The sequence below is a fragment of the Spirillospora sp. NPDC049024 genome, from assembly GCF_040649235.1.
GTDB lineage: Bacteria > Actinomycetota > Actinomycetes > Streptosporangiales > Streptosporangiaceae > Spirillospora.
In genome coordinates, this window is the sequence record NZ_JBEZFD010000002.1 from 409,801 (window position 1) to 435,650 (window position 25,850).

22 protein-coding genes are annotated in these 25,850 nt (G+C 72.4%); 11 read left to right on the forward strand and 11 right to left on the reverse strand.

Annotation, left to right across the window (positions count from 1 at the left end):
- Positions 1–173: 173 nt before the first annotated feature.
- From AB0C21_RS04715 to AB0C21_RS04725, 3 genes are all read left to right on the forward strand, one after another.
- Positions 174–833, forward strand: coding sequence for a hypothetical protein (locus AB0C21_RS04715; RefSeq protein WP_500202699.1), 660 nt, complete (start codon positions 174–176; stop codon positions 831–833).
- 59 nt (positions 834–892) lie between these two features.
- Positions 893–2,929, forward strand: a complete 2,037-nt coding sequence (locus AB0C21_RS04720) for a flotillin family protein (RefSeq protein ID WP_500202700.1) — start codon at positions 893–895, stop codon at positions 2,927–2,929.
- A 110-nt stretch (positions 2,930–3,039) separates the two neighbouring features.
- A complete protein-coding gene (locus AB0C21_RS04725) occupies positions 3,040–7,905 on the forward strand; it encodes a DNA repair ATPase (protein ID WP_500202863.1) in 4,866 nt (1,621 codons plus the stop codon).
- A 22-nt stretch (positions 7,906–7,927) separates the two neighbouring features.
- Here the strand turns inward: AB0C21_RS04725 and AB0C21_RS04730 are convergent, their stop codons facing one another.
- From AB0C21_RS04730 to AB0C21_RS04765, 8 genes are all read right to left on the reverse strand, one after another.
- Positions 7,928–9,220, reverse strand: coding sequence for a cation:proton antiporter (locus AB0C21_RS04730; protein ID WP_500202701.1), 1,293 nt, complete (start codon positions 9,218–9,220; stop codon positions 7,928–7,930).
- A 126-nt stretch (positions 9,221–9,346) separates the two neighbouring features.
- A complete protein-coding gene (locus AB0C21_RS04735) occupies positions 9,347–9,889 on the reverse strand; it encodes a DapH/DapD/GlmU-related protein (protein ID WP_500202702.1) in 543 nt (180 codons plus the stop codon).
- 77 nt (positions 9,890–9,966) lie between these two features.
- A complete protein-coding gene (locus AB0C21_RS04740) occupies positions 9,967–10,917 on the reverse strand; it encodes a LysR family transcriptional regulator (RefSeq protein ID WP_500202704.1) in 951 nt (316 codons plus the stop codon).
- A gap of 76 nt (positions 10,918–10,993) precedes the next feature.
- The gene (locus AB0C21_RS04745) at positions 10,994–11,623 is read right to left on the reverse strand and encodes a TetR/AcrR family transcriptional regulator (protein ID WP_500202705.1); all 630 of its coding nucleotides are present in this window, start codon (positions 11,621–11,623) and stop codon (positions 10,994–10,996) included.
- A complete protein-coding gene (locus AB0C21_RS04750; protein ID WP_500202706.1) occupies positions 11,624–13,405 on the reverse strand; it encodes an N-acyl-D-amino-acid deacylase family protein in 1,782 nt (593 codons plus the stop codon).
- Between the two features lie 25 nt (positions 13,406–13,430).
- The gene (locus tag AB0C21_RS04755; protein WP_500202707.1) at positions 13,431–13,556 is read right to left on the reverse strand and encodes a hypothetical protein; all 126 of its coding nucleotides are present in this window, start codon (positions 13,554–13,556) and stop codon (positions 13,431–13,433) included.
- A 1-nt stretch (position 13,557) separates the two neighbouring features.
- Entirely contained in the window at positions 13,558–13,950 is a 393-nt protein-coding gene (locus AB0C21_RS04760) for a VOC family protein (protein ID WP_500202708.1), read from the reverse strand.
- Positions 13,951–14,066: 116 nt separating this feature from the next.
- A complete protein-coding gene (locus AB0C21_RS04765; protein ID WP_500202709.1) occupies positions 14,067–15,035 on the reverse strand; it encodes an AraC-like ligand-binding domain-containing protein in 969 nt (322 codons plus the stop codon).
- A gap of 160 nt (positions 15,036–15,195) precedes the next feature.
- Here AB0C21_RS04765 and AB0C21_RS04770 point away from each other — a divergent pair, with 160 nt between their 5' ends.
- Positions 15,196–16,455, forward strand: a complete 1,260-nt coding sequence (locus tag AB0C21_RS04770; protein ID WP_500202710.1) for a hypothetical protein — start codon at positions 15,196–15,198, stop codon at positions 16,453–16,455.
- Positions 16,456–16,488: 33 nt separating this feature from the next.
- Here the strand turns inward: AB0C21_RS04770 and AB0C21_RS04775 are convergent, their stop codons facing one another.
- Entirely contained in the window at positions 16,489–17,502 is a 1,014-nt protein-coding gene (locus AB0C21_RS04775) for a TerC family protein (protein ID WP_500202711.1), read from the reverse strand.
- 114 nt (positions 17,503–17,616) lie between these two features.
- Between AB0C21_RS04775 and AB0C21_RS04780 the strand changes: the two genes are divergently transcribed.
- The 7 genes from AB0C21_RS04780 to AB0C21_RS04810 all read left to right on the forward strand — a co-directional run bounded on the left by AB0C21_RS04780 (position 17,617) and on the right by AB0C21_RS04810 (position 23,390).
- The gene (locus tag AB0C21_RS04780) at positions 17,617–19,569 is read left to right on the forward strand and encodes a potassium transporter Kup (RefSeq protein ID WP_500202712.1); all 1,953 of its coding nucleotides are present in this window, start codon (positions 17,617–17,619) and stop codon (positions 19,567–19,569) included.
- Positions 19,570–19,918: 349 nt separating this feature from the next.
- Positions 19,919–20,512, forward strand: coding sequence for a TetR/AcrR family transcriptional regulator (locus tag AB0C21_RS04785; protein WP_500202713.1), 594 nt, complete (start codon positions 19,919–19,921; stop codon positions 20,510–20,512).
- Between the two features lie 74 nt (positions 20,513–20,586).
- Positions 20,587–21,405: a helix-turn-helix domain-containing protein gene (locus AB0C21_RS04790; protein ID WP_500202714.1), complete on the forward strand. Its 819-nt coding sequence runs from the start codon at positions 20,587–20,589 to the stop codon at positions 21,403–21,405.
- Between the two features lie 22 nt (positions 21,406–21,427).
- On the forward strand, positions 21,428–21,733 hold the full coding sequence (locus tag AB0C21_RS04795; protein ID WP_500202715.1) for a putative quinol monooxygenase: 306 nt from the start codon (positions 21,428–21,430) through the stop codon (positions 21,731–21,733).
- A 79-nt stretch (positions 21,734–21,812) separates the two neighbouring features.
- Positions 21,813–22,484, forward strand: coding sequence for an aldo/keto reductase (locus AB0C21_RS04800; protein ID WP_500202864.1), 672 nt, complete (start codon positions 21,813–21,815; stop codon positions 22,482–22,484).
- 57 nt (positions 22,485–22,541) lie between these two features.
- The gene (locus AB0C21_RS04805; protein ID WP_500202716.1) at positions 22,542–22,670 is read left to right on the forward strand and encodes a hypothetical protein; all 129 of its coding nucleotides are present in this window, start codon (positions 22,542–22,544) and stop codon (positions 22,668–22,670) included.
- A gap of 144 nt (positions 22,671–22,814) precedes the next feature.
- Positions 22,815–23,390 carry a dihydrofolate reductase family protein gene (locus AB0C21_RS04810; protein WP_500202717.1) on the forward strand — a complete coding sequence of 192 codons (576 nt, stop codon included), beginning with the start codon at positions 22,815–22,817 and terminating at the stop codon, positions 23,388–23,390.
- 49 nt (positions 23,391–23,439) lie between these two features.
- On the opposite strand, the gene AB0C21_RS04815 is transcribed toward AB0C21_RS04810, so the two are convergent.
- Both AB0C21_RS04815 and AB0C21_RS04820 read right to left on the reverse strand, forming a co-directional pair.
- Positions 23,440–23,925, reverse strand: coding sequence for a hypothetical protein (locus tag AB0C21_RS04815; protein WP_500202718.1), 486 nt, complete (start codon positions 23,923–23,925; stop codon positions 23,440–23,442).
- Entirely contained in the window at positions 23,922–25,781 is a 1,860-nt protein-coding gene (locus tag AB0C21_RS04820) for a glycoside hydrolase family 15 protein (RefSeq protein ID WP_500202719.1), read from the reverse strand. The genes AB0C21_RS04815 and AB0C21_RS04820 overlap by 4 nt, the downstream gene beginning before the upstream one ends.
- Between the last annotated feature and the right edge of the window lie 69 nt (positions 25,782–25,850).

Genomic DNA, 25,850 nt, shown 5'->3' on the forward strand with positions numbered 1-25,850 from the left:
CTCCGAGCCGCGACGTGCCCCCCGTCTTCTTCCGGGTGTTCTGGGCGCACGCCTTCCTGGATAGCTGAGCTGGTCCCCTTCTTCGCTTGACGAAGCCTTTCCTCACGGTCGGGCGGCCGTAGCGGTGCGCCCTTCCGCAGTTCATGCCGTCTCGATGCGGAAGCGTGCATTCAATGGGCGAATTCGTCGAAGTCGCGCTCGGTTTTCCGACCGCGCTTTTCAGTTTCTCTCTCCTGGTCGTGGCCGGGTACTGGACGCTCGTCCTGCTCGGCGGCCTCGGAGTGGACTTCCTCGGCGCCGGCGCCGATGCCGACACGGGGGCCGGCGCCGGCGCCGAGGACGGGTTCGCCGCAGAGCACCTCGCACCGCTCGGGCTCGGGGGCGTCCCGGCGACGGTGGTGCTGTCGGTGCTCGTCGGCCTCGCCTGGTTCGTCAGCCTGGCCGGTTCGGCGCTGCTGGACGGCGCCGTCCTCCGGGCGCTCGTCCTGCCCTTCGCCCTGGTCGTCGCCTGGATCGGGACGCGGGCGGCGGTCCTGCCGCTGCGGCGCGTCTTCCAGGGCCGGGCCGAGGCGTCCCTGCGCGACTTCGTCGGCCTGCCGTGCGTCATCCGCACCGGGCAGGTCGGGCCGGACTTCGGCCAGGCGGAGGTCACCGCCCCGGACGGTTCGTCCGCGATCGTCCAGGTGCGGCAGCACGCCATGGACGTGCCCGTGGCGGGCGCCGCGGCCGGCACCGGCCTCACCACCGGCAGCACCGCACTGATCTTCGATATCGATCCGGACGGCCGCTTCTTCTGGGTCATGCCGTACGACACGGCCCCCGGCCTCCGCTAGGACTCCCGGGCCCCGCCCGGCCCCCGCGTTCTCATCCCCTCTGGCAGACAGGGATCTCGATGGACACCATCACGATAGGAGCCGGTGTGCTCCTCGCTCTCGCGCTGCTCGTCGCCCTCGGCCTCGTGCTCATGGTGACCCGGTTGTTCCGCAAGGTCGACCAGGGCCGCGCGCTCATCATCTCCAAGCTCAAGAAGGTCGACGTCACCTTCACCGGGGCGATCGTCCTGCCCGTCCTGCACCGGGCGGAGCTCATGGACATCTCGGTCAAGACGATCGAGATCGAGCGGACCGGCCGGGACGGGCTGATCTGCCAGGACAACATCCGCGCCGACATCCGCATCACGTTCTTCGTCCGCGTCAACAAGACCGTCGAGGACGTGATCAAGGTGGCGCAGGCGATCGGCACCGAGCGCGCCAGCAACCAGGAGACGCTGCAGGAGCTGTTCGCCGCCAAGTTCTCCGAGGCCCTGAAGACCGTCGGCAAGCACCTGGACTTCGCCGACCTCTACACCCGCCGCAACGAGTTCCGCGACCACATCATCCGCGTCATCGGGACGGACCTGAACGGCTACAGCCTCGAGGACGCCGCCATCGACCATTTGGAGCAGACGTCCCTGCTCTCCCTGGACAAGTCGAACATCCTCGACGCCCAGGGCATCCGGAAGATCACCGAGCTGACCGCGATCGAGCACGTCCGCACCAACGAGCACGCCCGCAACGAGGAGAAGGAGATCACGCGCCAGAACGTGGAGGCGCGCGAGGCGATCCTGGAGCTGGAGCGCCGGCAGGCGGACGCCGAGCTGCGGCAGGAGCGCGAGGTCGAGACCGTCCGGGCCCGCGAGGCCGCCGAGATCGAGCGGGTCAAGGCCGAGGAGCGGCTGCGGGCGCAGGCCGCGCACCTGCGCACCGACGAGCAGCTCGGCGTCCAGAACGAGAACCGGGACCGCGAGGTGTCGGTCGCGGCGAAGAACAAGGAGCGGGTCCTCGCGATCGAGAGCGAGCGGATCGAGAAGGACCGCCTGCTGGAGGTCATCGCCCGCGAGCGCGAGACGCAGCTGACCCGCATCGCGGCCGACAAGGAGGTCGAGGCGGAGAAGCGGGAGATCGCGAACGTCGTCCGCGAGCGGATCGCGGTGGAGCGGACGGTCGCCGAGCAGGAGGAGGCCATCAAGCGGCTCCGCGCGGTCGAGGAGGCCGAGCGCGCCCGCCAGTCCGTGATCATCCACGCGGAGGCGGAGGCGCAGGAGAACCTGGTCAAGGACATCAAGGCCGCCGAGGCGGCGGAGGCGGCCGCCGCGCACCGCGCCCGCGAGGAGCTGACGCTGGCGCAGGCCCGGCAGGAGACCGCCGAGCTGGACGCGCAGGCGAAGATCAGGCTGGCCGAGGGGCTCCGCGCGGAGGCCGCCGCGGCCGGGCTCGCCGAGGTCCAGGTGCGCGAGCGCGACGCCGAGGCCATCGAGAAGGTCGGGCGCGCCGAGGCCGCGGTCGCGCGGGAGAAGGCCATGGCCGAGGCCGACCGGATCCGCGAGAGCCTGAAGGCCGAGGCGGAGGGGCTGACCGAGAAGGCCGGCGCGATGGCCGCGCTGGACGAGGCGTCCCGCCAGCACGAGGAGTACCGGCTGCGCCTGGAGGCGGAGAAGGACGTCCGGCTGGCCGGCATCGAGGTGCAGCAGAAGGTCGCGGAGGCGCAGGCCACCGTCCTCGCCACCGGGCTGGAGCAGGCCGACATCAGCATCGTCGGCGGCGACTCGGTCTTCTTCGACCGCCTGGTCGGGTCGGTCGCCCTCGGCAGGAGCGTGGACGGCTTCGTTCAGAACTCCGAGATCGCGCGGGCGGTGGCGGGTCCGTGGCTGGACGGCTCGGCGAGCTTCACCGAGGACCTGTCCCGCGTGCTCGGCGCGGTCGACACCGGCGGCGTGCGGGACCTGACCCTCTCGGCGCTCCTGCTGCGCCTGATCAGAACGGGCGGCCCGGACACCGCCGGCCTCCAGGACCTCCTGGACACCGCGCGCCGCCTGGGCGTCGCCGACGCCCCGCTGCCGAAGGCCGCGCCGAACGGCACCGATCTGACCGTCGGCGCCGCGGCCCGCTGACACGCGCGGCGAGCCGCCGGACGGCGGCTCGCCGCAGGACGGACCGCTTGGACGAGGTCGGGGTTCGGCACGCGTCGCGGTAGACGAACGGGAGGCAGGTGGGCGTGGACATGACAGAGCCCGGCGCGGCCGTGAACCGGCACGCGGAGCCGGACCACGGCACGTACGAGGTGCTGCGCGCGCGGCTCGCCGGGCACGCCGGCGAGCTGGCACGCCGCGCGGAGGCGCTCAACGCCCGGCGGCTGGAGGTCTTCGGCGGCTCGGACCTGCGGCTCGCGGGCACCGAGCGGATCCGCACGGCGCACAACAGCGTGCCCCGCGACGTGGTGGCGCTCGGCGGGGTGATGCTTTTCGGCTGCAACGCCTTCCTCGGGCTGAAGCCCGAGACGACGGTCGTCGACGTCTTCTCGCTGCACCGTTTCACGCGCGGAGAGGAGGGCGTCCGGTTCGTCCAGACCGGGCCGGAGGCCGTGCCGGGCCTGCTGGACGACCCGCGCTTCCTGCGCGACTTCGCCGACATGTACCGGTACTACCGGCAGGCGCGGCTGCTCCAGCTGCGCCTGGTGGAGGGGCGGCTGCTCGCCGTCTTCCAGACCGGTCCGCGCCTGTCGGACCTGCGCGTCCTGCGGTGGCGGACCGCGCCGGACGGCGGCGTCGCCTACGAGGACAACCAGGGCGAGCGCGACCACGCGTTCCCACCCGCGCACGACGTCGACTGGGTGGAGACCACCCGGGACGACCACGTCGCCGGGCGGCACCCGCACATCTCGATCGAGGGCGAGGTGTTCGTCGAGACGATCGGCGGGACCCTCACCGTCAAGATCGAGGACAACACCGGGACCGGCGAGGGGATCTACTCCGAGCCGGTGGACGAGCCGCTCCAGTCGCTCGCGGACGCCGACGTCCTGCACGCGCGGGTCGGGGCGCTGGTCCTGCTGCGGATCAGGCCGTACAACGAGTCCGCGTGGCGGCACCTGGTGTTCAACGTCCGCACCAAGGAGGTCGTGCGGCTCGACGGGATCGCGCAGGCGTGCCGCCGGCTGCCGGACGACCACGGGATCATCTTCCCCGGCGGCTACCACCTCGACACGGGCGCCGCGAAGACGTTCGACACCGACGTCCCGGGCCTGGAGTACGAGCGGGTCGTCCGCTCTCCCAACGGAGAGGACGTCCTGTACGTCTTCCACTCGCGGGAGGACGGCCGGTCGCTGCTGCTGCCCTACAACGTGATCCGCAAGCAGGTCGCGACGCCGATCACCTGCCACGGGTACTCGCTGTTCGACGACGGGACGCTCGTGGTCATGCGGGCGCTCTCCGACGAGCCGTCCCGCGTCCACCCGATGCAGATCTGGGCGACCCCGTTCGTGTCCGACGCGCACGCCGCCGCGCAGCCCGTCGGCACGGGCCCGCTGGAGCGGGTCGGGAACGCCGACCTCGTGCGCGGCGTCTCCGAGTGCCTGTCGATCACCCGGATGGCGGCGGAGACGTCGCCGTCCGGCCGGGTGTTCGAGGCGCTGATCGCCGCGTGCACGCGCGCGGCGGACCTGTACCCCTGGCTCGGCGACGACCGCCTCGGGGACCTCGCCGCGCCGCTCGCCGAAGTCCGCTCCACCGCGGGCCAGGTCCTGGACGAGTACGAGAAGGTCCGCGCGCTCACCGGGCAGGCGGCCGCCGCCGTCGCCGAGGCGGGCGAGCGACTCGCCGCCCTGATCCGCCGCGCGCGGACCGAGGAACCGGAGAGCGCGGACGGCTGGGTCTCCCGCCTGGCGGAGTTCCGCCGCGCCCAGGGGCACCTGGAGACGCTCCGCGACCTCCGCTACGCCGACGCCGCCCGGATCGACGAGCTTTCGGACGACGTCCGGGCGGAGCTGGACGAGGCCGCGCGGCAGGCCGTCGAGTACCTCCAGGGCGAGGACGCGTTCACCGGCTACCACGCCGAGGTCGAGCGCATCGCCGAGGCGGCGCGCGCCATCGGGACGGCCGCCGACGCCGCGCCGCTGGCCGCCCTCCTCGACGCCCAGAACGAGGGGCTGGACGTCGTCACCGAGGTCGTCGGCGACCTCGACGTCACCGACGCGACCGCGCGGACCGCGATCCTGGAGCGCGTCGGCGAGGTGCTCGGCGGCCTCAACCGGGCCCGCGCCGTCCTCGACGACCGCCGCCGCGAGCTCCTCGCCCGCGAGGGAAGCGCCGCGTTCGCCGCCGAACTCGGCCTCTTGGACCAGGCCATCGCCGGCGCCCTCGCCGCGGCGGCGACCCCCGAGGACTGCGACGCGCAGCTCGGCCGCCTGCTGCTCCGCCTGGAGACGCTCCAGGCCCGCTTCGCCGAGCCGGAGGAGTTCCTTGCCGAGCTGGAGACGAAGCGGACCGAGCTCAACGAGGCGTTCACCTCCCGCAAGCAGACGCTCCTGGACGAGCGCGCCCGCCGCGGCGACCGGCTCACCGACTCGGCCGACCGGATCCTGTCCGGTGTCCGCCGCCGCGCCGCCGCGCTCGCGTCCCCCGCCGAGGTCACCGCCTACTTCACGACCGACGCCATGGTGCGCCGGCTGCGCGCGATCGCCGACGAGCTGCGCGCCCTGGGCGAGGCCGCCCGCGCCGAGGAGCTGGACGGCCGCCTCAACGCCGCCCGCCAGGAGGCCGGCCGCGCCCTGCGCGACCGCCTCGACCTGTACGGCGACGGCGGCGGGACGATCCGGCTCGGACGCCACCGGTTCGCGGTCAACACCCGTCCGATCGAGCTGACCCTCGTCCCGCACCGCGACACGGTCGCCTTCACGATCACCGGGACCGACTACCGCGCGCCCGTCCACGACGCGGACTTCGCCGCGACCCGCCCCTTCTGGAGCCAGAGCCTCGTCTCGGAGACGGCGGAGACCTACCGCGCCGAGTACCTGGCGGCGTCGCTCCTCGCCGGCGCCGACCCCGGCGACCTGCGCCGGGCCGCGGCCGACGGGCGCCTGCTCGCCCTCGTCCGGGAGACCGCCGCCGACCGCTACGACGAGGGATACGAGCGCGGCGTCCACGACCACGACGCCGCCCGCATCCTGGAGGCGCTCCTGCGCCTGCACACCGAGGCGGGCCTCCTGCGCTACCCGGGCGAGGCCCGCGCCGCCGCCCAGCTCTTCTGGACGCACGGCCCCGACGAGGCAGAGCGCGCGACGTGGACGGTCCGTGCCCGGTCGCTCGTCCGCGCCCGCGAGGCGTTCGGACGTCCCGGCGCCCTCACCGGGCTGACCGAGGAACTCCGCTCGGCGATCGAGGCGTTCGCCGACCGCGACGCCATGCCCGCCCCCGACCCGCTCGCCGCCGAGTACCTGGTCGAGGAGCTCGCCACCGCCCCGGACGGCTTCGTGACGAGCCAGGGCGCCCGCACCCTGCTGAAGGACTTCACCCAGGCGCTCGGCGACGTCCCCCTGGACGAGGACCTGCGCGGCGCGGGCACCCTCGCCGCACGCCGGCAGCTCGCCGAGGCGTGGCTCTCCGCCTACCTCGGGACGGGGGCGGACGGCGACCCGGCCGACCTGCCCGAGGCCGTGTCCATGCTGCTGTGCCCGTCCGCCCGGTACGACTCGCCGGCCGCGCTCGCGGCCACCGTCGACGACCTGCTCGGCCGCCACCCGCGGATCACCGGCCGCCGGCTCGACCTGCGCCTGGACGAGCTCCTCACCAGGACGCACCGCTTCCGCACCGAGCGGGTCCCCGCGTTCCGCGCCTACCAGCGGAAGCGGAACGAGCTGGTCGCGGCCGAGGAGAAGCGCCTGGGAGTGGCCGGCCTCCGGCCCCGCACGATGAGCGCGTTCGTCCGCAACCGCCTCATCGACGAGGTCTACCTCCCTCTCATCGGCGACAACCTCGCCAAGCAGCTGGGCGCCGCGGGCGACGGCGAGCGCGCCGACCAGATGGGGCTGCTCCTGCTCATCTCACCGCCCGGCTACGGCAAGACGACCCTGATGGAGTACGTCGCCGACCGCCTCGGCCTGGCCCTGGTCAAGGTGGACGGCCCGGCGCTCGGCCACGGCGTCACGTCCCTCGACCCGGCCAAGGCCCCGGACGCCACCGCCGCCCGCGAGGTCGAGAAGATCAACTTCGCGCTCGACATGGGCACCAACGTCCTGCTGTACCTCGACGACATCCAGCACACCTCGCCGGAGCTCCTGCAGAAGTTCATCCCGCTCTGCGACGCCCAGCGCCGCATCGAGGGAGCCGAACGCACCTACGACCTGCGCGGCAAGCGCTTCGCCGTCTGCATGGCGGGCAACCCCTACACCGAGTCGGGCCGCCGCTTCCGCATCCCCGACATGCTCGCCAACCGCGCCGACGTGTGGAACCTCGGCGACGTCCTGTCCGGCAAGGACGAACTGTTCGCGCTCAGCTACATCGAGAACGCCCTGACCTCGAACCCCGTCCTCGCGCCCCTTGGAGGCCGCGACCGCGGTGACATCGAACTGCTCGTCCGCCTGGCGGCGGGGGACCAGACCGTCCACCCCGACCGCCTGTCCCACCCGTACTCCCAAGCCGAGCTGGACGACATCCTGTCCGTGCTGGCCAAGCTCCACCGCGCGCAGCAGGTGGTCCTGACGGTCAACCGCGCCTACATAGCCTCCGCCGCCCAGGACGACTCGTCCCGCACCGAACCGCCGTTCCGCCTCCAGGGCTCCTACCGCGACATGAACAAGCTCGCCGAACGCATCCTCCCGGTCATGGACGACACGGAACTGCAAGCGGTCATCGACGACCACTACCGGGCCGAGTCCCAGACCCTCACCTCGGACGCGGAGGCCAACCTCCTCAAGCTCGCCGAACTCCAGGGCGCCCTCACCCCGTCCGAGGCCGAGCGCTGGACCGAGATCAAAGCCGCCTACCGGCGCGCCCAGACCCTCGCGGGCAGCACCGAGGACCCGTCCGTCGGCGCCCTCCTCCACCTGGCCGACAAACTCACCGCGATAGAAACGACCCTCCGCACGACCCGTTGAGGTGCCCGGTCGCGGCTCCTGATCAGGGAGAGGGCTCGCGATCCGCCCCGGACTCGGCGGCCGGTCCGGCACCGCCTTCGTCGGATCCGACGCCTTCGGCGGGGGCGGGGCGCCGGAGGCGGGCGCGGGCCTTGCCGAACCAGGCGGGCACCTCGCGCTCCTCGTCGAAGCCGCGCGCGACGACGATGTCGGTGGAGGAGTGCGCGAGGATCGACAGGGTGATGGTGACGCCGACGAGGTGGAAGATCTTTTCGCCGGCCGGGATGCCGGACTCCAGGACGAGCAGGCCGTAGACGACCGAGGCGAAGCCCTTGGGCCCGAACCACATCACCGCGCCCTGTTCGCGGGCGGTGAGCCCGGAGCCGAGGAAGGACACCCAGATCGCCACCGGGCGCGCGACGACCAGGGCGAGCACGGCGAAGGCCCAGCCGGTCCAGCCGACGTCGCCGAGGAACGCGGGGGACAGCAGCGCGCCGAACACCAGCAGCGCGGCGAGCTTGAGCAGTTCCGCGACCAGTTCGCCGAACTGCTCGAACGCCTCGCGGTGGCGGTGCCCGACGGTCGCGACGGTGACGCCGGCGGCGAACGCGGCCAGGAACAGGTTGCCGTGCGTGGCCTGCGCGGTGGCCAGCACGAGCAGCCCGATGGCCACGGCGTTGAGCGGCTCGTACTTGGGCGCGATCGCGAACCACCGGGTCCGCACCAGCATGATCGCGGCCCACGGGATCGCCACGCCGATGGCCACGCCGCCTGCCAGCTCGGCGCCCAGCTCACCCAGATGCAGGCTCTCCTCGCCCCGCGCGATCGCCAGGAACAGCACCACGAACGGCAGGACGAGCCCGTCGTTGACGCCCGACTCCACGTTCAGCAGGTGGCGCAGCCGCGGCGGCACCTTGTCGTTGCCGACCAGCGCGGCGGCGAACACCGGGTCGGTCGGCGTGAGGATCGCCGCGATCAGCAGCGACTCCACCCAGCCGAGCCCGACGACGTAGTGCGCGAAGAGCGCGGTGACGAGCAGCGTGAGGGGCAGTCCCCAGCCGAGGGCGCGGCCGGGCAGCCGCCAGGCGCTGCGCAGGTCCTGCCAGCCGGCGTGCATGCCGTCGGTGAACAGGACGGCGAACAGCGCCAGCTCGGCCAGTTCGGACACCAGCGTGTCGCCCGGCTTCAGAGTGATGACGCCGGTGACGCCGTCGCCCAGCAGGAACCCGCCGACCAGGAACAGCGCCGCCGTCGACAGCACGGTGCGGTGGGCGAGGTTGGACACCAGCACCGCCAGCAGCAGCATGGCGGAGAAGGCGAGCAGAAGGTTGGTCATACCGGGGCTCTCTCGGGAATGGCGGACGCAGCGCCGACCAGACTTCCCGGCTCACCAAGCCACGACCCTAACGGGACTCACGGGTCGATTTCCACGCATGCCGTCCCCGGCCTGGTCCCGCCGCGGTCACCACTGGCGGTTCAGGGTCGCTTTCGGGCCGGTCACCAGGGTTGCGGGCGGGACGTCGTCGGCCACGACCGCTCCGGCGGCGACCACCGAGTCCCGGCCGATGCTGACGCCGGGCAGGATGGTGGCGCCCGCGCCGATCCACACGTTCTCCGCCACGTCGATCGGCGCGCCGGTCAGCCATTCCCGCCGCTCCCCGGGATCGACCGGATGGCCGGCGGTGATGAACGTGGCCTTCGGCCCGACCATCACGCGCTCGCCGAGGCGGATTCCGGCGTAGTCCAGGAACGTGCAGTTCTGGTTGACGAACACGCGCTCCGCGAGGTCCAGGCGCAGGCCGTGATCGGTGTAGAAGGGCGGGTAGATCGTGACGCCCGCGGGCAGCGGCCTGCCGAGGATCCGTTCGAACAGTTCGGCCTTGCCCGCCTCGTCCTCGAAGGGCAGGACGTTCAGGCGGGAGGTGAGCTCGGTGGCCCGGAGGACCCTCTCGGCCATGGCCTTGAACTCGGCGCTGTGGATGCGCATGAGGCGGTCGCTGGGCATGCCGCGATCCCTTCTGGTGAATCGGTGAGATGGGGCTCAAGGGAGGCCGCCATCAGCGGTCGGCCGGGTCGCCTTCGTCAGGCGAGCTCTTGTGACGCCTCCTGAGGGGCCCAGGAGGGGAGCCAGACCGGGTCGGGGAGGCTCGGCAGCGTTCTGAGGTGGGCGATGATTCCGCGTAGTCCCGGGTGGGGGTTCGTTCTGGGGAGGATGAGCGAGAGCGGGTACGCGAGGGCCGGCTCGATGATGGGGATGCGGCGCAGGTCGTAGCTCGCCGGCCAGATGTAGCGGTCCCGGGCGCCGACGAGGGTGGCGACGTCGGCGGAGTCCGCGAGGACGTCCAGGAGCACTTCGTCGCCGAAGTGCGGGCCCGCCGCGTCGATGCGCAGGTCGAATCGGGCGGTGAGCTGGTCGTAGAACTCTCCCCACTCGCTTCGGGGCGCGATGCCCGGCACCCATATCCGGTGCTTGCGCAGCCGGGCCGGGGTCAGCTCCCGCGCGGAGGCGAGCGGGTGGCCCGGGCCGACGAGGAGTTCCAGCGGGGAGTCGAACGCCCGGATCATCCGCACGCCGGACGGCAGGGCGGCCGGGTCGGTCACGGTGCGGAACGAGGCGTCGATCTCGCCGGCTTCGATGGCGGCGACCGCCGCGCGCGGGTCGTCGACCCGGAGGGTCACCACGTCGAGGTCGGTCCCGGGATGCGACCGCCAGTACTCGTGCAGGACGACGGCCTGCGCGCTCCGAAAGCCGAGGACGTCGATGCGAAGGGCGCGCGCCCCCGGCCTGACCGCGGTGACGGCGCGCTCCACACCGGCGACGACGCTCCGCGCGTGGGGGAGGAACGCCTGGCCGTCGAGGGTCAGCTCCACCCCTCGCGCGGTACGCGTGAACAGGCGGACTTCCAGATCGCGCTCCAGGGCGGCGATCCGCTTGGAGACCGCCTGCTGCGTCACGCCCAGCTCGTCGGCCGCGTGTCCCAGCTGCCCGAGCTCGGCCGCCCGGACGAACGATCGCAATGCCTCGGTGTCCACCGGTTCACCCTAGGCGCGCACAACCGACCGTTGTGGCGCGCCGGGAACCGGTTGTCCGGTCACGCGCCGCCGGCGCTCACAGGCTGGGGACGCGGGTCCGGCGGACGGCGAGGAACTGCGCGAAGTCGGCCAGGAAGTCGAGGCGGGCGTCCTCGACGGCGGGTTCGGGGACGAGGGTCCGGGAGATGGTCTCGCCGTCGAGGAGGTTGCGCGCGGAGGAGACGAGCAGGTGGAGGGTCTCGTCGGGGAAGTCGGCCAGGGCGGGGACCCGGCGGGCGAGACGCGTGATGTCGGCGAAGAAGCGCTCGGCGACGGGGGACAGGCGGGCGCGCAGCGCGGCGTCGGTGCGGGCGGCCACCATCAGTTCGAACCAGACGACGTTCTCGCGGTCGCGGTGGCGGCCGCGCATCCACTCCAGTGCGGCGCGCAGGTCCGACGGCGGCGCGGCGGCCAGGTGGTCGGCGGCGGCTTCGAGGTGGTGGGCGGCGACCCGCTCGGCCGCGGCGACGACGAGGTCGAGCCGGGACCCGAAGTGGCGGAACAGCCCGCCGCGCGAGACGCCCGAGCGGGCGCAGACCTCGCCCACCGAGGTGCCGGCGTAGCCGACTTCGGCGACGGCCGCGATCGTCGCGTCCAGCAGCCGGGTGACGGTCGCCTCCTTGCGTTCGCGCTGCGTGCGCCGCCGGACGGGCTGCTGGGCGTCCACTCAGCCGACGATAGCAGCCGGGCCCGGCAGGGTCCGGGGGTCGACGGTGCCGCGCGGCTCGCCGGCCCGCAGGAAGCGGCCGGTGCGGCGGCGGCCGAGCTCGGGGGCGTACTCGCCCGCGCCGAAGATCCGGGTGCCCGCGACGAACGTCGCCACGACCGTGGCGTCGTTGCGGTTGACCATGCGCCGCAGCCCGCCGAACGCCTCGACCGGGGCCTCCTGCGCCTGGTCGAGCTCCGGACCCAGGTGGTCGGGGTCGACGATGACGAGGTCGGCGCGATCCCCCTCGCGCAGGAACCCGGCGTCCAGCCCGTACCAGGAGCCCAGCTCGCCGGTGAGCCGGTGGACGGCCCGCTCGATCGTCATGAAGCCCTCGTGGTGGGCGCGGCGCAGCAGCCGCAGCGGGAAGTTGTAGAACGCCATGTTGCGCAGGTGGGCCCCGGCGTCGGAGAACCCCATCTGCACCTCGGGCAGGGAGCTGAGGTGGTTCAGGGCCTCGGGCCGGTGGTTGGAGATGGTGGTGTGCCAGCGGACCTTCGGACCGTGCTCGACCACCAGGTCCAGGAAGGCGTCGACCGGGTGCACTCCGCGCTCGTCGCCGACCTGCCCGAACGTCTTGCCGACGGCGGACGCGTCGGGGCAGTCGACGATGTGCGCGTCGTACAGGTCGCGGTGCCACACGCGCGGCGTCCACCGGTTCTCGTACTCCCGCCGGAAGCGCCGCCGGTAGGCCTCGTCCCGCAGCAGGGCGTTGCGCTCGATCTCGTCCTTCAGGTGCAGCGCGGCGGCGCCGGCGCCGAACTCCTCGAACACCACCAGGTCGATGCCGTCGGCGAACACCTGGAACGGGACGGGCAGGTGCTGCCAGCGGAAGTCGCCGCCCAGCCGGTTCACCGCGCGGGCCAGCGGTCCCATGATGTGCATGAGGAACGGGTTGGCCTTGACGTCGGCGGCGGTCAGGTAGCTGGTCTTCAGCGGCTTCGTGCCGCCCCGTCCGATGGAGGACAGCAGCGCGGGGATCAGGGAGACGGGCAGGTTGAGGTTCGGGATGGACTGCAGGACACGCCCGGAGCTGCGCAGGATGCGGTAGAGGCGGCGGCGTTCGGCGCGGGTCCCGAAGGTGGAGGGAAGGGTGCGCGAGCGGTAGCGGTCGCCGTCCAGCTTGTCCCAGGGGTTGCGCATCTCCGACATGCCGATCATCCCGGCGCGCAGGGCGTCGACCAGCAGCAGCTCCATCCTGCGCAGCTCGGCGCCGGTCGGGGCGGCCTTCGCGTCGGTGGAGCGGCCCAGCCCCATCACCGCGGCGCGCAGGTCGGAGTGGCCGAGGAACGCGGTGACGTTCGGGCCCAGCGGCCGGTCTTCGAGCGCCGCGATGTACTCGGCGGCCGAGCCCCAGGTGTCGCGGTGCCGTCCCAGGATGGACAGGACGTGCTCGCGCGGCACGGCCTCGACCCTGCTGAACAGGTCGGCCGCGTCCAGGGGCTCGACGTGGACGGTGCCCAGCGAGCACGACCCGAACACGACCGTGGTGACCCCGTGGCGCACCGACTCGCCCAGTCCCGGCGCTGCGAGGGCCTCGACGTCGTAGTGGGTGTGGATGTCGATGAAGCCCGGCATGACCCACTTGCCGGACGCGTCGACGACCCGCGCGCCCTCTGCGGGGAGGTCGGCGGCGGATACGGCGGCGACCTTGCCGTCCTTGATGCCGAGGGTGCGGATCGCGGAGGGCGCGCCCGTCCCGTCGAACCAGCGGCCGCCGCGGATGATGACGTCGAAGCCCATGGCCGACATAGAAACCAATCGGTCGCTACGTGTCAAGGGCGCCGTGCACCAGGACGAGCGCGGGGCCCGTGCCGCTGCGGTCGAAGACGATCGGCGTGCCGTCGGCCGAGGTCGCGGTGTCCGTGGCGATCGGAGCCGGAATCGCCGCCATCTCAGCCGGCCGGGTTGATCAGGCACAGCGCCGACCACTGGTGGCCGTCGAGGTCGGCGAAGCCGCGCTGGTAGCGGGGGCCCTCGGTCAGCGGCTCGCCGACGGGCGTCGCGCCGGCGGCCACCGCCTTGTCGAACAGCTCGTCCACCTCCGCGGGGCCGTCGAGGCCGAGCACCAGGATCACCTCGGTGGTCTCGGCCGGGTCGGCGACCGGGTTGCGGCTGTAGCCGGCGAACGTCGGCTCCGCCAGCAGCATGACCTGGGTGCGCTCGCTGATGACCACGGAGGCGATGTCGTCGGTCATGCCGAAGAAGTCGAAGCCGAGCTCGGTGAAGAACTTCTTGGACCGGTCGAGGTCCTTGACGGGCATGTTGACGAACAGGGTGTGGGACATTTCCGTTCCCTTCTCGGAGGTCGTGGCCATGCGGCCTGCCACGTCCACGATTCTGCGGACCGCGGCGCGGCGGGGCTTGTACCTGAGAGCCGGGGACTTGACGATCCGTGCGGGACTCAGCCGCCCGGCGCCAGGCACGCCCTGCGGTACTCGGCCGGCGGCCTCCCGTACGCCCGGCGGAAGAGCCGGCTGAAGTGGGCCGGATCGGGCAGCCCCCACCGCGCGGCGATGGTGCCGACCGACTGGTCGGAGCAGCCCGGGTCGGCCAGGTCCCGGCGGCAGCGTTCCAGCCGCCGGTGCCGGATCCACCCCGCGACCGTGGTGTCCTGCGACTCGAACAGCCGGTGCAGGCAGCGCAGGGACACGTGGTGCGCCGCCGCCACCAGGGCCGGGCTGAGGTCGGGGTCGCCGAGGTGTTGCTCGACGAACGCGTGGACGCGGTGCAGCAGCACCCGCTCGCGGGTCTCCGGCTCCAGCGCGTCGGCCTGCGACGCGTGCTCGGCGACCGTCGTGGTGAGCAGGTCGGTCACCACCGTGGCCAGCCGGGCGGCGCTGGCCGGCTGGTAGGTGTCCACGTCCTCGGCGACCCTGCGCAGCAGCGGCCCGGCGAGGGCCGCCGTGCCGCCGTCCCCAGGGATCGGGACGCCGGTGAGCCGGTGCAGCGTGCCGGCGGGTACGGCGAGCGCTTCCCTGGGGAGGCTGAAGACCGCCAGCTCGACGGTCGAGTCGTAGACCAGCTCGTACGGACGGGTGAAGTCGTACACCGCCAGGTCGCCGCCGCGCAGCCGCGCCGTCCGGTCGTCCTGGCGGAGCAGCACCGTTCCCGAAGCCGCCAGCAGCACCCGGTACAGCGCCGGCCCGCCCCGCTTGATCAACCCGGGCGTGCGGTGGACGCTGTGCGGTGTCGAGGTCTGGATCCTGCCGACGCCGAGCGGGCCGAGTCGCGCGGCCTCGATCCGTCCTTCAAGAGGGACGTCCCGATCCATCCGCACATCCAGCGGGCCCAGGGTGTCGCAGACCACGTCGAGCCAGGTCTGCGCCCGCTCCGCGGCAGGCACCTCACTGGCGTGGATGAGGACGGCCATCCCACCTCCTGCAAATGCCGTCCGCATTGTGGCACTCGGCTCGGACACGCGTGGTGGAGCACTTCGCGACCGTCCGGGCGGTAGGTTCGCTCGCCGGAGGGAGGCGGCTCCCCCTGGAGGGGGAACCGGGCTCCGGCCAGGTCTTTCTAGCCTCCCTGCCATGGAAACCGAGAAGGACGACGCCTGCGAGTCGAGGCCGCCCCGAGGGCCGGTCGCGGCGTCGGGAATGCTCACGCTGCTCGTCGCCGGAGTGGGCGCGCTGTGGTTCGCCCGCCCGTCGAGCTATCCGTTCGGCTCCGCCGACAAGGTCACGGTGTCGGTCACCCACCTGATCGAGCACCGGGCGGCGGGCGCGATGCTGCTGGCGGCCTCGGCCGCCGGGCTCGCGGCCACCGCGTTCGCCGCCCGCGGGCGCGCCCGCGTCGCCGCGCTGCGCGCCGCCGGTGCGATCGCCCTCGCCGAGACCCTGTTCTTCGGCCTGGTGATGGCCGACATCACGCTGATGGTGGGGCTCGCCTACACCCTCGCGCTCACCAGCCCGTTGATCGTGCTGACGACCGTCCTGGTGGCCTGCGCCCGCCGCCAGCGGGTCGGGTACCTGGCCGCCGGGATGCTGCTGGCCCTGGCCGCCGTCGGGGTGGCGACCGGCTTCCTCACCGTCGGCTCGGTGTCCCGGTTCGCCCGCAACGTGGGGCACGGCTTCGCCGACTACGACCTGCGGCTCGTCTGGGGCATCGGGATGTCGGCCGTCACCGCCGGCTGGGCGTTCCTGGCCTACCGGCTGCTGCGCCGCTCGATGCTTCTGCGCGGTGGCGGTCGTCTTCCGGCCTGGGCGACCCCCGAGGGCGCCCGCCGATGGGGACGGATCGCCACGATCGCGGCGGGACTGTGCCCGCTGACGTACGGCCTCGTCCGGCTGACCTGGCTGACCCCGTGGCCCATAGGACTGATGGGCAGCGAGGACAATCCGGCGACCCGGATGCAGGGCGCGGGACTCGGGGTGGCCGCGGTCGGCGGCACGGTGCTCACCCTGGGGCTGATCGCCCGGTGGGGCGAGCGGTTCCCGCGCTGGGTCCCGGTCGTGGGCGGACGTCCCGTGCCGCCCAGGATGGCCGTGATCCCGGGCGGCGTGGTCGCCGCGGCGGCCTGCGTGGCCGCGCCGGGCTTCGTCGTGCACGGGCTGGAGAGCGACGGCATGGGCGTCGGCATGGTCATGGCGCTGCTGATCTTCCCGTTCCCGATCTGGGGTCCGCTGCTGGCCGCCGCCGTCCTGGCGTACCGGCTGCGCCGCGCCCCGTCAGCGGGACCCGGCGGCGCCGCGTCGGCGGCGGCCCGCGCCCGCCGCTCGACCGCCGAGAAGGCGTCGCGCCCTTCGGACACCGGCACCACGCTGGGGAACCTGTCGGTCGCCTTGTCCTGATCGGCACCGCCTGACGCCCGTCGATTTGCACGGTCACAGGTCGTCTCCGGGCGGACGGGCTCCTGGCTCGGGGACGTCCGGCGACCCTGGGGCCCGTCCATCGTGGTCTCCGTCGGGCCCACCGCGGGTGGCGATGAGGGACCAGCCGATGGAGACGGCGATGGTGACGGCGATGACCGAGAGGGTGAGGGGGATGGGGAGCTTGCCGACGGGCGTCTCGGACAGGATGAGCTTGACGCCGGCGAACACGAGCAGGACGGCCAGGCCGTAGTGCAGGTAGGCGAAGCGGCGCAGGAGGCCGGACAGGCAGAAGTAGAGGCTCCGCAGGCCGAGGACGGCGAAGGCGTTCGCGGTCCACACCAGGAAGGTGTTGGTGGTGATGGCCAGCACGGCGGCGACGGAGTCCACGGCGAAGATCAGGTCGGTGGCCTCGACGGCGACCAGGACGACCAGGAGCAGCGTCGCGACGCGCCGTCCGTCGACGCGGGTGACGAACCGGTCGCCGTGGAAGCGGGGGTCGGTCGGGACGATCTTCTGGACGGCGCGGACGACCGGGTTCCTGTCGGGGTGGACTTCGGAGTCCTTGGAGACGGCCATCTTGTAGCCGGTCCAGATGAGGAAGGCGCCGAAGACGTAGGCGGTCCAGAAGAACACCCGCAGCAGTTCGGCGCCGACGAAGATGAACACCAGCCGGGCCCCCAGCGCGCCGATCACGCCCCAGAACAGGACCTTGTGCTGGTAGGCGTCCGGGACGGCGAAGAACGAGAAGACGAGCGCGAAGACGAACACGTTGTCGATCGAGAGGGCCTTCTCGATCAGGTAGCCGGCGTAGTAGGTGGAGGCGACCTCGCCGCCCTGCCACAGCATGAGGACGCCGCCGAAGCCCAGGCCGGCGGCGATCCAGCCCCCGCTCCACAGCGCGGCCTCCCGGAAGCCGATCACGTGGCCGTCGCGGTGGGCGAGCAGGTCGACGGCGAGCATGGCGACGATGCCGGCCATGACCGCGGCCCAGACCCACAGCGGGACGGCGAACGTCAGATCGTTCATGGGACGGCTGGCCTCCTCGTGGACGCGGGGTGGATCTCCAAGCCCGGCGACCAGGGGAAACGCCCCGCCGCCGGGTACCTCACCCGTACCCGCCGTCGGGGTAGGTATGGCGTCATGACCGACCCGCGGACGGCGAAGGACACGCCGGGGTCGCCCGCGTCCGGGAACGGCGCCCTCACGTCCTGGGCGCGGGGGCGCGGCGTGTTGTTGCTGGGCGCTCTCGGCGTGGTCTACGGCGACATCGGCACCAGCCCGCTGTACGCCCTGCAGACGGTCTTCTCGATCGACCATGGAGCGGTCCATCCGACGACCGACGACGTCTACGGCGTGATCTCGCTGGTGTTCTGGACGGTCACGCTGATCGTGTCGGTGAAGTACGTGACGCTCATCCTGCGGGCCGACAACGACGGCGAGGGCGGCGTGATGGCGCTGGCCGCGCTGGTGCGCCGGGTCCTCGGGGGCGGGCGGGGGAGAGCGGCCCCGGTGATGGCGCTGGGGGTGTTCGGCGCCTCGCTGTTCTACGGCGACAGCGTGATCACTCCCGCGATCTCCGTGCTGTCGGCGGTCGAGGGGCTGAAGGTGAGCACCCCCGAGCTGTCGCACGTCGTGGTGCCGGTCGCGGTGACGATCCTGACGCTGCTGTTCATGGCGCAGCGCTGGGGGACGCATCGGGTCGGCGGCCTCTTCGGTCCCGTCATGCTGGCGTGGTTCGCGGCGCTCGCGGCGGCGGGACTCGCCGAGGTCGTCCAGCGGCCGGGCGTCGTGCGGGGGCTGTCGCCCGCCTATGCCGGGGCCTTCATGCTGGACCGCCCCTACACCGCGTTCATCGCGCTGGGCGCGGTGGTCCTGGTGATCACGGGCGCCGAGGCCCTCTACGCCGACATGGGCCACTTCGGCAAGGGGCCGATCCGCCGGGCCTGGTTCGCCGTCGTCTTCCCGGCCCTGACGCTGAACTATCTCGGGCAGGGGGCCCTGATCCTCGACGACCCGGAGAACACCGCGAACCCCTTCTTCCTGCTGTTCCCGGAGTGGGCGCGGCTGCCGATGGTGCTCCTGGCCACCGCGGCGACGGTGATCGCCTCCCAGGCGGTGATCTCCGGTGCGTTCTCGGTGTCGCGCCAGGCGATCCGGCTGGGGTTCCTGCCGCACCTGCGCGTCCGGCACACCTCGGCGCGCGAGGCCGGGCAGGTGTACCTGCCCGCCGTCAACTGGATCCTGTTCGCCGGCGTGCTGATCCTGATGGTGGGCTTCCGCTCCTCCCAGCGGCTGGCCACCGCCTACGGCCTGGCCGTCACCGGCACCTTCCTGATCACCACGACGCTGTTCCTGGTCGTCGCGCGGGTCTCCTGGCGGTGGGCGGCCTGGAAGCTGGTGGCGGCCGGGGTCGTCATCGGCGGTGCGGAGATCACCTACTTCTCGGCGAACCTGACCAAGGTCGCGCACGGCGGCTGGCTCCCGCTGCTCATCGGGATGGCGGTGTTCACGCTGATGAAGACCTGGGAGCACGGACGGGAGATCGTCACCGCCGGCCGCACGGCCAAGGAGGGGCCGCTGCCGCAGTTCATCGAGCGCCTGCACCGGACCGGCGCGCGGCGCGTACCGGGCACCGCGGTGTTCCCGCACGCGAACAAGGCGACGACCCCGATCGCCCTGCGCGCCAACTTCGAGCACAACCACGTCGTCCACGAGCACGTCGTGATCGTCACGATGGTGTCGGAGAACGTCCCTTACGTCCCCGCCGAGGAGCAGCTCCGCATCGACGACCTCGGCTACCGCGACGACGGCATCCTCCACGTCACCGTGCGCCACGGGTTCCAGGACCCCCAGGACCTCCCCGCCGCGCTGCGCCGCGCCGCCGCGCTCCCCGTCCCCGAGCTGCGTTTCGACCCCGACCACGCCTCCTACTTCCTGTCCCGGATCACCCCGCAGCTCACCCGGGCGCCCGGCATGCGCCAGTGGCGCAAGAGGCTCTTCCTCGCCCTGGCCCGCAACGCCGCCGACCCGGCCGAATACTTCCGCCTCCCCGAGAACCGCACGGTCACCATGGGCTCCCAGGTCGACATCTGACGCGGTGCGAAATGGCTTCCATTTGGCCATCGCGCGGAGACGCGCGGCCCGGCGGATGTCATCCGTCCGCATGCGATGTGGGCCACCACGGATGCGAGCATTCGTGCGCGACGGGCCCGACGGGACCCGGAGGCGGTGAGCCCGGTGCCACCCATGAGATGACGCGCCCCGGTCGGGCGGAGAGCGCCGCCCGACCGGTGGCGCGCTCCGGGCGCGAGGGCAAGCGGATGATGCGGACTTGTCCAGATATGACCGCAAAGCAGGGTTATTTCACGCCGGGTGGCGGGTGTCGTGGGCGACGGGGGGAAGGACCGAGGGCGGGAGTGCGTGTTTCTGGGAAGGGGGGACTGTGGCTGCCCAGGAGGGCGCGGGGGAGGAGCGTGAGCTGGTCATCGAGGCGGCGGCCAGGCTCTTCGTCCAGCTCGGATACGACGGCACCACGCTGCAGATGATCGGGGCGGTCGCCGGGATGAGCGCGCAGCAGGTCAGCCGTCTCGTGGAGGACAAGCAGCATCTCTACCTGGAGGTGATGACCCGGTACTCCAGGGCCGAGGCCGTATACATGAGGGGCGTGATGGAGCGCATCTCGCCCGACATGGCCGGTCTCCACACGCTCGTGGACGGCTACCTGGACTACTCGATCGCCCATCCGGAGCTGCGGGCCCTGTGGGTGCACCGCTGGCTCAAGGACGCGGCCGACGTGCAGGACGTCGAAGGCCTGTACCGGCCGCTGCTCGGCGCCCTGGTCGAGATGTTCAAGGACGCGGTCCGCCCCGGCTACGACCTCGAACTCGGCTTCTGGAACATCATCTGGATGGTGAACGGGTTCATCCACGTGGGCCTCATCGACGCGGAGGGCACACGCCGCTTCGGGGACCATCCCCCGACCCTCCGCCGCTTCCGCGCCTACATGCACGACATGCTGGAGCGCACCGCCGCCTGAGCGCCCCGGGAACACGATGGGCGCCGCTGATCACGCCCCAGTGGGCGGGCGAAGACGGTGGGTAGGCTGGGCGGGTGCTCCAGATCGGGCGCGTGCTGCCGGCGGCGCCGCTGCGGGGATTGATCGAGCGCTACTGGTGGTGTGCCGGTGCGACGGAACTGCCGGTGGTGTTCCCGGGCACCGGCGCGGAGTTCTGGATCCACCTGGCGGGCGACGTCGAGTTGGACGGTGCGCCTCTGCCGCGCGCCCATGCCGTCTGCCTGCGCCGCACACGCTGGTCGCTGAGACCCCGCGGTGAGGCGAGCTTTGTCGCCGTCCGTTTTCGCGCGGGCGCATTGCGCCACTTCACCGGGCCGGGACTCGCGGAGTTGGCCGACCGCGTGGTGAGCGCCGAGGAGCTCTGGGGACGCCTCGGAAACCGGATCGTAGAGCAGGTCGCAGAGGCGGGCCCGCCGTCGCGGTCGACGGCCTGGGCCCGGGTGCTGGACCGCGGGCTGGAGGAGTTGCGACGCTCGCACGGGCGGGAGGAGTCCCGGGTGGACGTTGCCGTCCGGGTGCTTCATACCCGTCCCGGGACGACCCGGGTGGACGGGTTGGCGAGCGAGCTGGGGCTGACGACGCGCCAGTTGCAGCGGACGTTCCCCAGAGCCGCCGGCGCGACGCCCAAGGAGTTCCAGCGGCTGGCCCGGTTCCGGTCGGTGGTGCGGCCGCTGCTGCTGAGCGGGAGCACGGACTATGCGCACGCCGCGCTGGATGCCGGTTTCTACGACCAGAGCCACTTCATCCGCGAGTTCCGGCGCATCACGGGGGAGTCCCCGACGGCGGTGCTCGGGCGGGGGACGTCGCATTTTTACTATCCGTCGCTGCCGGAGGGGCCGGAGACTCGGCACTGACCGAACGACGGGAGGCAGTGCGATGACGGTTGCGATGGCGAGGCTGGAGGCCGTTCCCGGCCGGGCCGACGAGGTGGAGGCGGCCCTGGCCGAGGTCGCGGAGCGGACGGCGCGGGAGCCGGGAGCGGTCGCCTACTCGGTGGTCCGCCACGACCAGGTCCGTTTCCTGGTGTACGAGGAGTACGTCGACCAGGCCGCATGCGATGCCCATTTCACCGCTCCCTACGTGCAGGACCTGCTGGAGCGGTTGGCCGATCTACTCGTCGCGGCCCCCCAGGTGGACTTCGGCTCGAGAGTCGCCGGCTTCCGCGCCTCCACCACCGCCTGAGGCACGGCATCCCCCAAAGCCAAGGAGTATTCGAATGTTGAGGCGTGCGTTGGGCAGCCAGGGGGCGGAGGTTTCCGCCATGGGCCTCGGCTGCATGGGAATGACATTCGGCTATGGCCCGGTCGCGCGGGAGCGCGCCATCGCCACTATCGACCGGGCACTTGAGCTGGGTGTCACCTTCTTCGACACCTCCGACCATTACGGGCCCGAGAGCCTGGGACTCAGCGAGGCGTCGGCGGACACGATCCGCCGCGCCCACGCCGTCCATCCGCTGACGGCCGTCCAGAGCGAGTACTCCTTGTGGAGCCGCGACATGGAGGCCGAGGTCATCCCGACACTGCACGGGCTGGGCATCGGCTTCGTTCCTTACAGCCCCCTTGGCCGCGGGTTCCTCACGGGGAGCATCAGCGGCCCGGACGACCTCGCCGAGAACGACTTCCGGCGTACCAACCCGCGCTTCCAGGGGGACAGCCTCGTCCGCAACCGCGAACTGGTCGGGCACGTCCAGCGGATCGCCGCTGACCGCGGTGCCACCGCCGCGCAGGTCGCGCTGGCGTGGGTGCTCGCCTCGGTACCGGACGCCGTCCCGATCCCCGGCACGACCCGGCCGGAACGGGTCGAGCAGAACGCCGCCGCGCTGGACGTCGAACTGACCGAGGAGGACCGCAGGCTCCTGGACGAGACGTTCCCGCCGGGAGCCGCCGCGGGTGAGCGCCGGCCGGCCCCCTTCATGGCCACCTTGAACGGCTGAGCCGACCGCCCCGGAAGAGTCGCCCGACCGTCGGTCCGGCAAACCAGACTCGAAGGCATGAGCGGAGACCTCACGGCCCTGGCCCTGTACGCCGGGCAAAGCGCCGGGCTGGTCCGCGACCGGGCGTCCGCAGCCGAGATCGTCGCGACCATCGCCGACCAGGCCGCCGAGGCCCTGCGAGGCTAGACGCCCTCCTGCACGGCGCCCCTCCGTCATGCCCAGGGTTCGCCCGAAGTTCCTTGACGAGAATGTAGATGCGCGGGCGCCCTGTTCGTCGGTGGGTCGAACCGCCGGTGAAGTCCACCGGCGGAAGCGACCAGGGAGAACGACGTGCGCAAGCTGATCGCCGCCTTCAAGACCTCGCTCGACGGGCAGGTGGAGGGCCCGGAGGGATACGCGGACTGGGTACCGGCCTGGTCGGAGGACTACGGCCTGACGCCCCAGGTGGACGCGGTCGTGATCGGGGCGGGCATGTACCCCGGCTACGAGCAGTACTGGACCGCGCTCAAGGACAAGCCGGAGGGGCCCCACCCGCTGACCGGCCACACCCCCACCCCGGGCGAGATCGAATGGTCCCGCTTCGCCGAGCGGACCCCGCACTACGTCCTGTCGAGCACCGTGACCTCGGCCGCGTGGCCGCAGACCCGCTTCCTCCGCAAGGTGGAGGAGATCGCGGAGCTCAAGCAGCAGCCCGGCAAGGACATCTACCTCATGGGCGGCGCCCGGATCACGGCGAGCCTCATCGACGCCGGACTGGTGGACGAGCTCCGGCTCATCGTCTACCCGCTCATCGCCGGTGAGGCCAAGCCCCTGTTCGGGACGACGGAACGCCGCCACACGCTCCAACTGCGCGACGTCCGGCCCCTCCCGGACGGCCTCGTGAACCTGACCTACACCATCACCTGACCACCCCCCAGCGGCTCGACCGCCCCCAACCCGAGGGTCGGGTTGGGGGTCAGGTTGAGCCGAGTGAGGTGAAGCCGCCGACTATGGCGCCGTAGCCGACGTGGGCGAGGACGGTGACCAGGGGTGTGGTGGGCCCGTAGTTGAGCATCAGGAAGCCCGGGGGTTCCAGGAGGGCCACCCGAGGGGCGCTCGTCAGGGGGCTGCCCATTCGGGGGTGGACCAGCGGCAGCAGGATGTTCACCAGCGCGGTGCCGGAGAACAGTCCGTGCACCAGGCCGAAGAGGGCTCCGAGCCACCAGCCGGCCTGGCCGATGGCGAGGAAGACCGCGTAGTAGACGAACGCGAACACCTCTCCGTTGGCGAAGTGCACGAGGTAGCCGAGCGCCTTGGCGCGGCCCCGGTCGGCGGTCACGGCGGTCCCGAGCAGGAACGGCAGGTCCATGCGGGTGAGTCGGAGCTCGCTGGCGGTGCGCAGGACGGTGGTCAGCACCAGCGTGCCGACGAAGGCGCCCGCGGCGGTCCCCCAGGCGCTCACCCGCCCGCCTCCCCGCTGATCGAGTCGATGGCGCACGCGGCACTGATCAATGCCAGGTGGCTCAGTCCCTGGGGCAGGTTCCCCAGGAAGGCGCCGGTGGCCGGGTCGATCTCCTCGCCGTACAGGCCGACGTCGTTGGCCAGCCCGACCAGGTCGTCCATCAGCGCCGTGGCCTGTTCGAGGCGCCCGGTGCGGGCGAGGCATTCGGCCAGCCAGAAGGAGCAGGCCAGGAACGCGCCCTCGGTGCCGCTGACCCCGTCCTCGCCCGAGTACCTGTCGACGAACGGGCCGTGGCGCAGTTCCCGATCCAGCACATCGACCGTGGAGCGCATGCGGGGATCGCCGGGACGCGCATACCCGTGCAGGAGGCCGAGCAGCACAGCGGCGTCCAGCTCCGGGCTGTCGGCGGAGCGCGTGTAGCAGTGGCGGAGCGAGGAGAAGCAGCGTGTCTCGATGAAGTCGCGCACCTGCGCGCGGGCCTGCCGCCAGCGGGCCGAACCGCGGTCGGGGATCAGGCCGCGCTCGCAGAGGTCGATCGCCCGGTCGAGCGCGACCCAGCACATCATCTTCGATTGCGTGAAGTGCAGGGGAGCGCTGCGCACCTCCCAGATCCCCGAGTCCGGCTCCCGCCAGGCGGCGCAGACGAAGCCGGCGAGTTCCGCGAGGCGCCGGGCGATGTCCGCGTCCAGCCGTCCGGCGGCGCCCGCGTACAGCCACCCGGTCTGCAGCAGCTCGCCATAGGTGTCGAGCTGGGTCTGCGCGCCCGCCGCGTTGCCGATCCGCACCGGTCTGGAGCCGCGGTACCCGTCGAGGGGGAGCGTCCGTTCCGGGGCGTGGCCGCCGCCGTTCAGCCGGTAGAGCACCCGCAGCCGCGGATGTGTGAGCTGGGAGGCGTGCATGAGCCACCAGAAGTAGGCGTCCGCCTCGGCGGGGCATCCCAGCCTCAGGAACGCGTCGAGGGTGAACGCCGAGTCGCGGACCCAGGAGAAGCGGTAGTCCCAGTTCCGTTCGCCTCCGACCTGCTCCGGCAGCGAGGAGGTCACCGCGGCGGCGATCGCCCCCGAGGGCGCGAAGATCAGGAGCTTGAGCGCCAGCGCGCTGCGCAGCACGGCGTCCCGCCACCTGCCGCCGCAGGAGCGGGCCCGGGCCCAGTCGCGCCACGCCGCGATGGTGTGGTCCATGCGGGCATCGCACTCGGAACGGGTCGGCAGGACGAGCGGTTCCTGGTGGGCGAGCGGCATCGCCAGCAGCGCCCGCCCTCCCTGCCGCACATCGAAGCGGCCGTTGATCGACCTGTCGGTGCACTCGGGCTCTCCCGCGTCCCAGGCGCAGACGGCGAGCGCGTCCGCTCCGGCCACCGCGACCGGGGTACCGGCCCGCTTGGTGATGCGTGGACGGTGGGCGCCGTAGCCGAACCGCGGCTGCACGCTCCAGCGCAGCGGTACCGTTCCGGCCACGCCGTCGAGGCGCCGCTGCACCTCCCGCATCGGCCCTAGGGCCCCATCGGCATCCAGGGTCATCGCATCGGTGACGCGCACGCTGCCGCGGTCGGTGGTGAACGTCGTCTCCAGCACGTTCGTCCCGGGGAGGTACCGGCGCGCGACCGTGTAGGGCTCCTCCGGCTCCAGCAGGAAGCGGCCGCCTCGGGCGGGGTCCAGGACGGCGGCGAACACCGAGGGGGAGTCCAGGTCCGGCATTCCCAGCCAGTCCACGGACCCGTCGGCGGCGATCAGCGCGGCACTCCGCCCGTCTCCGATCACGGCGTAGTCGCGCAGCCGGGCGTAGCCGTCCCTCCGGAAGGCCGTCGCGCTTCCGGGGCCGGGCGGGGGGTCAACGGGCGGACCGCTGACTCTCATGCAACCAGGATCTCATCCGGTTCCGGCCGTCCCGGGAAGGGGAGGGCCGTAGGGGGCGCGTGAAGATCG